At 59.4% G+C, this 12921-nt stretch carries 12 protein-coding genes; 7 read left to right on the top strand and 5 right to left on the bottom strand.

All coding sequences use genetic code 11. The annotated features are described in order from the left end of the window. The 3 genes from ACJRPG_RS06520 (at position 1) to ACJRPG_RS06530 (ending at position 5082) form a co-directional block, all read left to right on the top strand. The gene (locus ACJRPG_RS06520; RefSeq protein ID WP_407999227.1) at positions 1 to 3051 is read left to right on the top strand and encodes a TrlF family AAA-like ATPase; all 3051 of its coding nucleotides are present in this window, start codon (positions 1 to 3) and stop codon (positions 3049 to 3051) included. Beyond that, on the top strand, positions 3048 to 4034 hold the full coding sequence (locus ACJRPG_RS06525) for a DUF2971 domain-containing protein (protein ID WP_407999228.1): 987 nt from the start codon (positions 3048 to 3050) through the stop codon (positions 4032 to 4034). The genes ACJRPG_RS06520 and ACJRPG_RS06525 overlap by 4 nt, the downstream gene beginning before the upstream one ends. 103 nt (positions 4035 to 4137) lie before the next feature. After that, positions 4138 to 5082 (top strand): hypothetical protein, encoded by a 945-nt coding sequence (locus ACJRPG_RS06530; RefSeq protein ID WP_407999229.1) that lies wholly within the window; start codon positions 4138 to 4140, stop codon positions 5080 to 5082. A gap of 18 nt (positions 5083 to 5100) precedes the next feature. On the opposite strand, the gene ACJRPG_RS06535 is transcribed toward ACJRPG_RS06530, so the two are convergent. Further along, entirely contained in the window at positions 5101 to 5889 is a 789-nt protein-coding gene (locus ACJRPG_RS06535; protein ID WP_407999230.1) for an alpha/beta fold hydrolase, read from the bottom strand. A gap of 63 nt (positions 5890 to 5952) precedes the next feature. On the opposite strand from ACJRPG_RS06535, the gene ACJRPG_RS06540 reads away from it, so the two are divergent. Beyond that, positions 5953 to 7002, top strand: a complete 1050-nt coding sequence (locus tag ACJRPG_RS06540) for an AraC family transcriptional regulator (RefSeq protein ID WP_407999231.1) — start codon at positions 5953 to 5955, stop codon at positions 7000 to 7002. Between the two features lie 67 nt (positions 7003 to 7069). Here ACJRPG_RS06540 and ACJRPG_RS06545 read toward each other — a convergent pair whose 3' ends face one another. Beyond that, complete coding sequence (locus ACJRPG_RS06545) at positions 7070 to 7981, bottom strand: LysR family transcriptional regulator (RefSeq protein WP_407999232.1); 912 nt, start codon at positions 7979 to 7981, stop codon at positions 7070 to 7072. A gap of 137 nt (positions 7982 to 8118) precedes the next feature. Between ACJRPG_RS06545 and ACJRPG_RS06550 the strand changes: the two genes are divergently transcribed. Then, positions 8119 to 8457 carry a nuclear transport factor 2 family protein gene (locus tag ACJRPG_RS06550; RefSeq protein WP_407999233.1) on the top strand — a complete coding sequence of 113 codons (339 nt, stop codon included), beginning with the start codon at positions 8119 to 8121 and terminating at the stop codon, positions 8455 to 8457. Then, complete coding sequence (locus ACJRPG_RS06555; protein WP_407999234.1) at positions 8454 to 9236, top strand: SDR family oxidoreductase; 783 nt, start codon at positions 8454 to 8456, stop codon at positions 9234 to 9236. The genes ACJRPG_RS06550 and ACJRPG_RS06555 overlap by 4 nt, the downstream gene beginning before the upstream one ends. A 109-nt stretch (positions 9237 to 9345) precedes the next feature. Here ACJRPG_RS06555 and ACJRPG_RS06560 read toward each other — a convergent pair whose 3' ends face one another. From ACJRPG_RS06560 to ACJRPG_RS06570, 3 genes are read right to left on the bottom strand one after another with little or no spacing between them, the layout of a single operon-like run. Next, entirely contained in the window at positions 9346 to 9669 is a 324-nt protein-coding gene (locus ACJRPG_RS06560; RefSeq protein WP_407999235.1) for an EthD family reductase, read from the bottom strand. Between the two features lie 33 nt (positions 9670 to 9702). Continuing rightward, positions 9703 to 11157, bottom strand: a complete 1455-nt coding sequence (locus ACJRPG_RS06565) for an MFS transporter (RefSeq protein ID WP_407999236.1) — start codon at positions 11155 to 11157, stop codon at positions 9703 to 9705. Between the two features lie 7 nt (positions 11158 to 11164). Further along, positions 11165 to 11911: a glucose 1-dehydrogenase gene (locus tag ACJRPG_RS06570; protein WP_407999237.1), complete on the bottom strand. Its 747-nt coding sequence runs from the start codon at positions 11909 to 11911 to the stop codon at positions 11165 to 11167. Between the two features lie 103 nt (positions 11912 to 12014). Here ACJRPG_RS06570 and ACJRPG_RS06575 point away from each other — a divergent pair, with 103 nt between their 5' ends. Further along, positions 12015 to 12893, top strand: a complete 879-nt coding sequence (locus ACJRPG_RS06575) for a LysR family transcriptional regulator (RefSeq protein WP_407999238.1) — start codon at positions 12015 to 12017, stop codon at positions 12891 to 12893. The last annotated feature ends 28 nt before the right edge of the window (positions 12894 to 12921 follow it).

The raw sequence follows: 12921 nt of genomic DNA on the forward strand, positions 1-12921 counted from the left end.
ATGGGTAGAGGTGCACTTTGGAATAGATGGGACCTTCATATTCACACGCCCGCGTCATACGAATGGTCGGGTGGCAAGCGGTTGCGTGACATCAGTTCGGTTGAGGAGCGTACCGCGCTGCTTGAGCAGGTAGTTAAAGGCATAAACGCATCTAATTGTGCTGTAGTTGCGGTTATGGACTATTGGACGTTCGACGGCGTCATCGCACTTCGCGACTACTTGAAACAACCCGGCGCAATCAAATGCGATGCCACAATACTCCCTGGCATCGAGCTTCGGATGGTGTCGCCAGGGGACTTCCGCCTAAATATGCATGTGATACTCAATGAAGGCTTGTCAGACGAAAAGCTGCAGGCATTCAAATCACAGCTTCACTTAAGCATCACAGATAAGCCGTTGAACGACGACTATCTCATTGAATGGGCTCGTGAACACCTCACCGATAAGAGACTCGCCCAGCTCGGTACCTCAAAAGCTACCGTTATGTCTGACAAGGCCGTTGCACTAATCGCAGCCAGTAAGACCGTTGAGGTAAGCACCGACTCTGTAAAGGCAGCTCTGAAGCAGTTTGGCAGTGACGAGGCAATTTTGTTTGTACCGTTTGATACGAATGATGGGGTCAAGAAGATTAAGTTTCGAGAACATCACTCGTTTCCGAATGAGCTTCTAGCAATGGAGGCAATCTTCGAGGTCGGCAACCAAGGAACACGTGACGCGTTCGCTGGCATTCAGACCAACGAAAACCAAGAGTACTTCTCGGAGTTTCAAGAGGCGATAAAGCATCCAAAACTAGCGGTTCGTGGCAGCGATGCGCATAAGATTACTGATTATGGAAGTTTTCCCGGCGGACGAGCGACCTGGATCAAGGCATCACCAAATTTTTCTGGTCTTCTTCAAGCTTGCAAAGAGCCCGCTAATCGATCATTTACTGGGCCAACGCCTCCGAAGTTAGATTTTGTTGCGAGGAATCCACAGCTATTTATTGAATCCATTCATGTTAGGAAGCGCGCTGGCGCTCCGGAGATTGGCGCCTGGCTCGACGGAACAAATTTGGAATTTAATCAGGACTTGGTCGCGCTCATCGGCAAAAAAGGAAGTGGAAAGAGCGCGCTAGCTGACGTTCTTGGCCTACTTGGCGACACGCTGAATTCCAACTACTTCTCGTTCCTCTCTGAGCATCGGTTTCGCTTGAAGAAAGATGACAAGGCGAGCTCGTTTGAGGCGATGCTGAAGTGGAACCAAGATGCGAAAGCCGCCGAGTGGCGGTTACTTTCTAGTAGCCGTTCGCCTTCTTCCGTGCAGAGGGTTAAGTATCTTCCTCAGAGATACTTTGAGGAGCTTTGCAATGATCACGTAGCCGGTGATGATAAGCTTCTTCAAGAGGAACTGAAACAAGTCATCTACTCCCACATACCTCATGATGAGCGGGACGGCGCATACACCCTTGACGACATCATCGATAGGCGAAGCGCCAGCATTGAACGAGAGATTGCGACCCATCGCAGCAGACTTACTGGCGTTAACTCGAGGATTCTCAGCTTAACAGCGGAGGTCACTCCTGACGCTCAACAGTCCTTACGACAATCTGTTCGCCTCGCCCTGGTGCGACTGAGGGCTCTCAAAGCCAACGTTCCGGTTGTTCTAGCCGCTCCTTCGGAAAACGACGAAGTGACTGCCGGAGCAGCGAAACGAATCGAAGAATTGAATGCACTTATCGATGACGTAAATGCTCAAATCGAGAGCGTACGGAACCAATCCGAATCTGACAAAGGTACCATCCGAATTATCGACGATGTGAAGGAACACATTGCTCGAGTCGAGAAGTATGTCAAGGAAGAGAGATTGGAGCTTGATCCAAAACTCTCGACCCTTCAGCTCGAGGTCGACGAAATCATCACGTTTGCAACTGACTTAAGCAAAGTTGACGGCTTGCGTACAGCCGCGACACAGGCGTTAGAGGCCGCTCGTGCCAAGCTGGACGAAACCAGAGAGGATTCCTTAACGGCGAGACTTTCCAACCTCCGCGGAATGAGAGCTGCGGAGCAGACGAAAATGAATGAGCCGATGAAGCTCCATCAAGAGTCAATCGAGCGGCTTAAAGATTGGGAGCAAGAGTGGAAGGCCGCTGTCGGGAATCCTGAATTGCCGGAATCGTTTGCCGGCCTGTGGGCCCAGCTTCGAGCACTGGGGACACAACGCCAAGAGCTCAATAAGTTGGTTGAGCAGCGTACCCTTATTTCGATAGAAATTCTAAGGTGTCTCAAGCAGCGGGCGGAGTTGCTGCGACAGATGTTCAGTTCTGTGCAGAAGCTTATCGATGAAGAGCCTCAAATCAAAGACGCACTCGGGGTAAATTTCTCGGTGAAGTTTTCGTTTGACCCGTTTGTAGTTCGGCTGTTCGACTTTGTGAAGCAGAGTGTCGGCTCTTTCGCTGGCATTGAGGAATCGCGGGCAGTGGCCCAGACATTGATCGCAACATATGACCTTGAGACGGAAGAGGGATTGCGGGCCTTCCTTGACGCAGCGCACTTGAAACTAACGACGACCAATACAGGGAAGCCTGTTGCCCTGACATCGCTCGTGAAGTCCAATCGCACACCCTCAGAGCTTATGGATTTCCTTTTCGGACTTTCATACGCCGATTTGAGTTACGGTCTGAACCTCGACAACGTGGAGCTTGAACGGCTATCTCCAGGTCAACGCGGCGCACTACTTCTAATATTCTATCTACTTGTAGACCGTGAACGAATCCCAATTATCCTGGACCAGCCAGAGGAAAATTTGGATAACGAGACGGTCTACAAACTTCTGGTCAACGTCCTAACTAGGGCTAAGCAACATCGCCAAGTAATTATGGTCACGCATAACGCCAACCTTGCGGTCGCCTGCGACGCCGAGCAAGTCATCGTGTGCACGATGCGGAGGGACGGTACCAACCAAATCGAATACACATCGGGTGGGATCGAAGAGTTGGCGCTGAATCGCGCTGCTGTGGATATTCTTGAAGGAACGAAGCCTGCATTTGAAAATCGGAGACGGAAATATCGATGAACATACCGAACGACGTGGATCAGGGGATTGAGCTTGCTCCTAAGCGTCTTTATAAGTACCGGGGCTTTTCTGCGAGGACAATAGAATTGCTGTTATCAGATGCAGTGTTTTACGCTGATCCGACATCATTTAACGATCCCTTAGACACGAAGCCTTGTGTGCAGTCGGATTCCACGATTCACGAGCTCAGAGAGATTCTTCGGCGCATGGTGCAGCAGCGTGTAAAGGAAGAAATGGAAGGGGCTGCTAGAACGATTAAATATCGAGGCCCCAAGACGCTTGAGCATATTGAGAAGCACTCTGTAAGGCGCGCACAGCAACTCCTTGACCAAGCCGAGTATTACGCGAGTGATCCGGGCTATGGTGCGCCTGCGGATGACGCGCACCGGGAGATCCTAACTCGACACATACGCACAGAGCTGATGGGCCAGTACGGCAGTGGTGTCTTCTCGCTCGCTCGGCGCTTTTCCTGCCCCCTTATGTGGAGTCACTATGGCGATGAACATAGGGGACTCTGCGTTGGTTATAGCATTCCAGAACGAGCAAGATCCCAGCTGTATAGGGTTGACTACGGCGGGTCGAGATTGATCGCAACAAGCAGAATCGCAGCAATGCTCGACGGCGATGTCGCGGCACGTAGTGAAATTAATGCCGCAGTGTTTTTGCGAAAGGCGAAGGACTGGAAGTACGAAAAGGAGTGGCGCCACCTAGGGCCGAGGGGGCTGGCTGAGTCGCCGTTTGAACTAACCGATATTACGTTTGGTATTCGCTGCCCGGACACTGTGAAGCATGCGGTCATATGTTCGCTTGCCGAACGTGAGGTCAAGATTAGCTTTTATGAGATGCATGAAGTCCCTAACGATTTCTCGCTCAAGCGTCAAAGTGTCAACTTGGAGGAGCTAGCGCATACCTATCCCAATCGGGCGCTTTCTAGTTGGGATACTGAAAATGCGTTTGACTGCATTGGTGGCAACCCAGCGTGAGATGGGCAGCCGCGCTGCGCGACCTGTCGCGCCCCTCTTTGTATAGATGAGTAAAAAATGGCCGAAGAGTATGATGGTGGCTCACTTTAGCCAAGGGAGCAAGATGAAAAAATCGGCCACGGCGCAACGTGCCCAGGCATGGGTCACCGCATGGGCGCTGGGAATCTTCAGCCTGTCCGCCATTGCCAGCACCGAGGGGTTGGCGAAATCCGAGCAAGCTCCCGAGTTCCGCTTGCGAGCTGAGATTGTCACCCTGCCTTTCGTAATGGTGCGGGAGTATCCCTTCGTCGAAGGCAGCGTGGAAGGCGTGCGCGGGAAATGGATGCTGGATACTGGGCTGGAAATCGCGCTGGCGATTAACGACCATCGCGTCCCGCTTGACACCACGTCAACCGGTGACGGGCAATTCGGCAGTGGCCAAAAATTTGCCATCCGGCGCGCGCCAGTGGTTCGGCAGGTTCATGTGGGGGGACTCGATTTCCCCCAGGTCACCACCGTGCAAACGCAGGATGCCACTCAGCTCGAACGCATCACTCCCGACTTTCTTGGCTGGATCGGCTTCAATCTGTGGAATCCATCGACGCTGAAGATGGATTACCGTCAGCAAAAGGCCACCTTCTACCGCAGCGCCTCCGCCGACGCGCTGGCGGGCGAGGAACTGGTGGCGGCGCTGCCGTTCGGCCTGCGCAAGCTTCCCCATATCCCGGTGATGGCAGGCCGCGTGGGTGATCTGCCTGTTGCCGCCGCCTTTGATACCGGGGCTTACGGCATGTTATGTATCGACCAGCAGAGTATGGATCGGCTGCTCGCCAGCGGCGTGCTGAAACCATCCGGAAAAGACGGCAGATATGATCTTTCCGGGCTGAGGATCGGCGCCACCGCTATGCCGGATTTGAAGGAAATCTTCGTGCTGACCAGCGGTTTTCCCGCCGCCGTTCCAACCGGGCTGACCGATCCGGCAGTGCTGGTACTGGGTTATGCCTTCCTGCGCCAGTTCAAAACTGTGTGGGACTACCGCGAGCAGAAGCTTTACCTGCTGCGGCCGTAGTCCCGTGCATCACACCGCTTATTTGGCAGCCTGTTCAATTGCGTTGGTCAGCCCGGCAACATCGGTCAGGAAAGGCGTGTGGCCGGTATCGAGCGTCAACTGCAGCCGCACTGGCGTGGCCGCTACCATCTTTTGCTGCAAGTATGGGCTGACCACCTGATCGCGTGCGGTGTGGATATACACCTTGTCGACCTGGCCGAAGCTCGCGGCACTCAGCGCCAGAGGCGTGACGATTGGCGCCAGAGGTTCATCGATGATCAGGTCCGGCAGCATCTTGCGCAGCCCGGCGGGCGCGCCATTGGCGAACAGGTCGGCACGGGCCGCATAATCGACCGAAACCAAGCCCTTTGCCTCGTCGATATGCAGCGCGGGGCCAGCCTTGCTGTCACGGTCCTGCTTGGCAAGTGACAGCATCGACTCGCCGTTCTGCGGCAGGTAGGCCGCCACGTAGACGGCGGTGCGCACCTTGGCCGGCGCGGCCTCTGCCACCGCCGATACCGCAATGCCGCCGAAACTGTGGCCGACCAAGACCACTGGTTGTTTCTCGGCGCCGATCGCGCTTAACACGGTGTCGCGGTACAGTTCGCTGGTGACCAGATTGGAGGCAAGCGGCGCGCTGGGGCGGCCCGGCAGGTTGACGTTGATAACGCGGTAGCCGTCGGCCTGCAGCTTGCTGCTGACGGCGTCCCACACGTGGCTGTCTTCGAAGGCGCCGTGCACCAAGGCGATGGCCGGCTTTTCTGCAGCCATCGCTTGGCCGCCGATCAGCGCGGTGGTGATCAATGCAAGTTTGTTCAGTGCTTTCATGAGATACTCCTTTGAGAGGGAAATTAAATTGGAACCACAGGACAAATGATAGGATCGCCAGGTATGAACAGCCATAGCGAAGTCCCCGTGTCTCATGATCGATCGTCCGGAAATGCGCAGGACTATGGCATGGCGGCGACTCGGGCGGATGTGTTGTCGCAGGTGCTGACCTTGATCCGCCTGCGTGGGGAACTGGTGTATTCGGCGCAGCTACGGGGGCCATGGAGCATCGCTTTCCCCGCAGGGCCGGCCCATTTCTACTTCATCTCCAGCGGCAGCGCCTGGCTCACGCCGTTGGGCGCGGCGCCGGTGCGCCTTGGCTGCGGCGACATGGTGTTGCTGCCGCACGGCACTGGCCACGTAGTTGGCGATGACTTGGCCACGCCACCGGTGCCCATCGGCCAGGTGATCGGTGCGCACTTCGACCGCGACAGGTCGGTACTCGACTATGGCGGGGATGGCGCGGCCGCTAGTGTGGTCGGCGGCCTGTTCCATTTCGAGGGCGGATCGTTGGCGGCCATCATGGCGGCGCTGCCGCTAGTGGTTCATCTGCAGGCCGGCCCCGGCAAGCCGCCTGACTGGCTGAATGCGCTGACGCATTTCCTGGTAAAGGAGTCGCATGAAGTAGAGCCTGGATCCTCGCTGATGATTTCGCGCTTGATCGACTTGCTGGTGATCCGCACACTACGTACCTGGGCGGCCAGTCAGGCCCATCCCAACAGTTGGATTGGCGCCATCGGCGATGAGCGCATCGGGCGCGCGCTCAATGCGATCCACGCCGCGCCGTTTGCACCGTGGACGGTTCGGCAGCTGGCGTCGCTGGCGACGATGTCGCGGACGATTTTTGCAGAGCGCTTCACGGCGCGCGTGGGCGAAGCGCCCCTGCAGTATGTCAAACGCCTGAAGCTGACGTTGGCTGCTGACATGCTGGCCGGCGGCGCCCTGCGGATCACCCAGGTAGCGGAGCGTGTCGGTTACGCGTCGGACGCGGCGTTCAGCCGCGCCTTCAAGGCACAGTTTGGTTATGCGCCGAGCGAAGTCGTCCAGCGGCAGCACGGCATAGGCGGGGAGGATGGCGCAGTCGCTGGGGGCGCCAGAAGCGTTCGAGCTTGATGCCCCGCAGCGCGTTAGTATCGGCCAACGCGTTCACATACTATCTAACAGATCAGTTCGCTGGAGCTCAGCGTCGGTCGAACGGTTTTCGATCCAGCAGGCAGTCGATGAATGCACCAAGGAGGGCGGGGCGATGCTGCCTGCTCGGGTAGTAGAGGAACAGTCCCGGGCGCGAAATCGACCAGTCCGCGAGCACCTGAACCAGCCGGCCCTGAGCCAGCAGCTCTCCTACGGCATCCCGCTCAAAGTGATAGGCAATGCCGAGCCCATTCAGCGCTGCGGCAATGCCTATGTCAGCGTGGTTGGTGACGATGGGTCCGTTCACCGCCACTTCGAGCCGTTGGCCCTTTTTCTCGAACTCCCAGCGGTAGTGCCGGCCATCCATCTGGAGCCGCCAGTTGATGCAGGCGTGGCGGTGCAAATCTGCTGGTGTCTTCGGTGTGCCGCAACGCGCCAGGTAGCCCGGAGATGCGAAGGCCACCATGTCCAGGTCTGGCGTGAGGCGGATGGCAACCATGTCCTTTTCCAGCCGGTTGCCCACGCGGATGCCAGCATCGAAACGGCCAACGACGATATCGGCCAGCGCGTCGTCAACCACGATGTCGAGCACCACGTCAGGGTATGCCTGATGGAAGCGTGCCAGCCGGGGTGCAATGATGGTCCGCGCTGCGATGCCCAGCGTGTTGATGCGCAGCGTGCCGCTTATCTGCCCTGTCGCCTCGCTGGCCTCTGCGACAGCAACATCCATCTCCCGAAACAAGGGCGCCACGCGGCTGTAAAGCCGTTCGCCGCTCGCCGAGGGCGCAACGCTTCGCGTAGTGCGGTTCAGAAGACGCGCGCCGATGCGTTCTTCGAGCTGCCGGATGGTCTGGCTGAGTGCCGACGGCGAGAGGCCCAGATGCTCTGCCGCGCGGGCAAAGCTCTGGCGCTCCACGACGGCGACGAAAGCCTTCAACTCCGCAAAATCAGATCCACGCATCAGGTACCGTCCCCTTCGTTCAGTGTCACACAGATTATGAACTATTTTCTAAATAATACATTCAAATTCTAGAGCATTCACTAATGGGCCGCGCTGGCGCATCCTTACGCTCATATTCACCACAAGGAGCCAAAGTTATGAGCACACAAGCCGCGTTACACCTGCCCGAGCCGATATCGGCCTATTTTGTGGCCGATCAGCAGACCCCTGAAGCCGTTGCGCGGTGCTTCACCGCGCAAGCCGTTGTGAACGATGTCGGCCAGGTGCACACCGGGACTGACGAAATCAGGGCCTGGAAGGAGAAGGCCAACGCCAAATACACGTACACGATGACGCCCTTTGCGCTGGAGCGCGACGGCGGGTTCCATATCGTCCGCGTGCACACGGTGGGCACCTTCAAGGGAAGCCCGCTTGACATGACCCTCCGCTTCCGGCTTGACGGCGGACTGATCGCCTCCATGGAGATTTCGGTATGAGCTTCGACCTTCATCTGAATGGCCTGCGGGCTGTAGTCACCGGCGGCACGCTGGGTCTTGGCGCCGCAGTCGTGAAAACCCTTGCGGAGGCCGGCGCCCGGGTCATGACATCCGCACGCACTGTGCCGGCGCAGCCGGTGGCAGGAGTTACCTACGTAGCTGCCGACCTGTCGACGCCGGAAGGCACGAGCCATCTTGCCCAGACCGTCCTGCAGGATTGGGGCGGCGTCGACATCCTGGTCAACGTGCTCGGCGGCTCAAAGACTCCCGGCGGCGGTTTCGCTGCGATCAGCGATGAGCATTGGTTCGCTGAGCTGAACCTGAACCTGATGCCTGCCGTACGGCTGGATCGTGCGCTGCTGCCGGGCATGCTGGCGCAAGGTTCGGGAGTCGTCATCCACGTCAGCTCCATCCAGCGCGTGCTGCCGCTGCCCGAGTCCACGACCGCCTATGCGGCGGCCAAGGGCGCCCTCACTACCTACAGCAAATCGCTGGCAAGAGAGGTCACGCCAAAGGGAGTTCGTGTGCTGAGTGTCGCGCCGGGATGGATCGAGACCGAAGCCTCCGTAGCGTTTGCAGAGCGGATGGGGGCGGAGGCCGGAACGGACTACGAGGGCGGCAAGAAAATCGTCATGGATTGGCTTGGCGGAATTCCAGTCGGCCGGCCCGCCAAGCCGCAGGAGGTGGCCGATTTGATTGCCTTCCTGGCGTCTTCGCGATCCGCTTCGATCGCGGGAGCGGAGTATCGCATCGACGGCGGCACTGTTCCCACGGTGTAGCCAGGCGGGGAGACCGGCTGAGGAACGGCATGCTCCAGGGCGTGCCGTTCCTGACCTTTAAGTAAAGCCGCCGGCCCATGAGCCTGAGCCGCGCCCGCCGTGTGGTCTGTCAGAGCGCGGCTGGCAGGCCACGCATGCGCATCGGCGTGGCGTCGGTGTAGCGTGCGACATCCTCCATCACCTTTGCCAGTTCCGGCGAACTGAATGCGGCTTCGGCGGCCGCTTCGTCGCGATAGACGCTCTCGCAGATGGCGATCGTACCTTCCTCATCAATCGAAGGATAGAAGGCCCTGCAACTGAGCAGGCCATACTGCTGCCAGGCTTCCATGCACAGCGGCAGGTGGTGATTGGTGTAGTAATCGCGGTCGAAGCGGGTTTCGGGCGTGCCCTGGTAATAGACGTAGAGGGTAACTTGCTCGTTGCTTGCACTCATTTGGTGTGACTCCGGTTGTGAAAAAGTAGTGGATCAAGCGCCGGAAACCCGGCCTTGGATGGACGCAGCGGCGGCGCGGCGGGCGAGCGTCATGCCCAGCACCACGCCTACGCTGAGACAGAAGGCGATGCACAGCGCCGCGACGACGAAGGCGTGCGAGATCGCCGTCGGGTCATTCCGTCCGCCGAGGACGGTATAGAAGATCCCGCCGATCAGTGCCACGCTGAGCGCGGTGCTTACCTGCAGGGTCGAGCTGGCGATGCCGGCGATCATGCCGGAGTAGGCTGGCGCCACGCGGCCCGTGATCATTTTCATCAGCGTTGGCAAGCCGAGTCCCTGTCCGAAGCCGATGAAGAACAGCAGGCAGGCAAGCGGCGCGGATGCCGGCGCCGTGCTGTCCGGCGTCGCGGCGATGAGCCATGCCAGGCCGAGGAAACCGGCGGTTTCCAGTCCCATGCCAACCGGGTTGACCCACTCGCCGAGGCGCCGCCGGAAAGACGGTGTGGCCAAGGGGCCCAGCAGGAAGCCTGCGCCGAAAGGCAGGAACACCAGGCCCGCATTCAGGGCGCTGACGTGCAGGGCGTTCTGCAAGTAGACGGAGAACAGCAGGAAGAAGGAACCGATCGAGTAGAAGGAGAGGGCGATCAGCAGGGCGCGGCCCAGTCCCGGCGCGCGCAGGGCCGCTGGATTGAGCAGGGGCGCCCCGCCGGCCTGCGCGAGCCGGGTTTCGTACCGCCAGAAGTACCTGGCCAGCAGGGGCACAGCGGCCAGCGACAGCCATGACCACCACGGCCATCCGGCCTCGCGGCCTTCGATCAGCGGCACGATCAGCAGCGCCAGGGTCAGCATCGACAAGACCATGCCGCCCGGATCCAGCTTGCCGAAGCCTTGCTTGCCCGTCCGCTTCAGCAGAGGAATGCCGAACACGATCACCAGCATGGCTACCGGCAGGTTGACGAGGAAGACCGCCCGCCATCCCATGCCGAACAAGTTCAGCGCAATCAGCACACCGCCCAGCGCCTGCCCGATGACGGAGGCGAGGCCAAACACCGCGCCATACAGGCTAAGTGCCAGCGGCTTTTCGGATTCGGGGAAGATGGCCTGAATGGAGGCGAGCGCCTGTGGCGCCATGATCGCGGCGGTGATGCCCTGCAGGGCGCGTCCGGCGATGAGGGCCCACGGTGACCAGGCGAAGCCGCATAGCAGCGAGGCGGCGGTGAATCCCACCAGTCCGAGGAAGAACACCCGGCTGCGGCCGAACAGGTCGCCCAGGCGCCCGCCGGTAATCAGCATCACCGCATACAGCGCGGCATACGAGGAAATGACCATCTGCTCGGCCGAGGACGAGGTGCCCAGGTCGCCCTGGATGGAAGGCAGCGCCACGTTGACGATGAAGAAATCGAGCGGCGGCAGGAAGGAACCGACCAGCAGCACGGCGAACATCGCCCAGCGGCGCGGCTCAGGTGGGGTAGGATTGTTCTGTGACATAAGCACCTCAGCGCATGCCGCCCGAAGCCAGGATGATCTCGCCAGTCACCCAGCCGGCCTCGTCCGATGCGAGGAACGAAACGATCGGCGCAATGTCCCGCACCTGGCCGATGCGGCCGAGCGGCGTGAGACGCTCGTACCAGGCCTGGAAATCGGAGCCTATTGCCCCGGCGGCGTGGGTGCCCTCGGTTTCAACCATGCCGGGGTTCACGGCATTGACACGGATGCCGCGCGGGCCGAGTTCACGCGAGAGCACACCGGTGATGGCATCCATCGCGCCCTTGGTACCGGTGTAGACCGCGCTTTCAGGCGGCAGGACGCGTGTGACATTGGAACTGATGTTGATGATGCTGCCGCCTTTGCCCAAGTGCGGCGCGGCCGCGCGGATAAGCAGCAGCGGGCCCAGAACATTGATATCGAACTGCTTTCGATAGAGCTCTTCGGTCGTGTCTTCGACCTTGGCCAGCTGGTAGATGCCGGCGTTGTTCACCACGATGTCCAGGCGCCCGAAGCGGTCGATTGCCGCGCTGACCAGCGATTCGACTTCCGCGTTGCTGGTGACGTCCGCGCCCACTGCAATGGCCGTGCCGCCAGCGGCTTCGATGTCGGCGACGACCTTGTCCGCGCCGCCTTTGCCGGATGCGTAATTGACGACAACCTTCGCGCCGTCGGCCGCAAGCTGGCGGGCGATGCCCGCACCGATACCTTTGGAAGCGCCCGTCACAATGGCGACTTTGTCTTTCAACTTGTTCATGGCTTGAGATTCCTCGTTCAAAAACAGCATGGTGAGGCGTACACCATTGTCTGTGAACTGCCATTCATGTATATTTCACGTACATTTTTGTACGGGTGAAAAGATGGAATGGAGCGACGTCCGGATTTTTCTGGCGGTAGTGCGCGGCCGGTCGTTCGGCGAGGCCGCGCGCACCCTGGGCGTGAGCCATCCGACGGTGGGCCGCCGGATCAAAGCGCTTGAGGATGAAGCGGAGCAGGCGCTCTTTCGCAGGACCCCGGATGGACTGGTGCTTACGGACGCCGGGGACGCCGTGCTGGCCCTCGCGGAATCCATGGAAGACTCAGCGCTGTCCATGGAGCGGCGGCTGGCAGGCAACCAGCAGCGCCTTGAAGGCATCTTGCGGATATCGGCGGCGGAATGGTTTGCCGGCTATGTGCTGGCGCCCGTGCTGGCTGAACTCACGCACCGCCACCCGGCCGTGGTGCCGGAGGTGATCGCAAGCTACCGCTTGCTGAACCTGTCGCGCCGTGAGGCCGATGTGGCTTTTCGCATCGTTCCGTTCACCGAACCGGACATCGTTCAGCGCCGCCTGATGAGCATTCCGTACGGTGTATATGGCTCTGCCGACACCGTGTCTGCAATGCAGAAGGATCCGGCTTCGGTGGGATTGATTCTCATGAATACGGCACAGTCGCATTTCCCCGATGTGGCCTGGCTGCTTGACCGGTGCCCGAAGTCGCCGCGTGTCTTCACCAGCACGAGCCGGGCCGTCCAGGCACAGATGTGCCTGCGGGGCATGGGCATTGCGGTGCTGCCCAGGCCGCTGGGCGACGCGACAGCTGGATTGCAGCGCATCGAAACGCTGGGCCCACCTCCGGGCAGGGACGTCTGGGTTGGCTACCACCATGACTTGCGCCATATGGACCGCCTGCGCGCGATGCTGCATATCGCCGATACGATGCTGGCGCAGGGGCCGGGCAGTAAAGGTGCCGCCGACTAAAGCCTCCCCTGCGGAAGTAATGCCGTTC

Source organism: Pseudoduganella rhizocola (genome assembly GCF_045984285.3).
Taxonomy (GTDB): Bacteria; Pseudomonadota; Gammaproteobacteria; order Burkholderiales; family Burkholderiaceae_D; genus Rugamonas.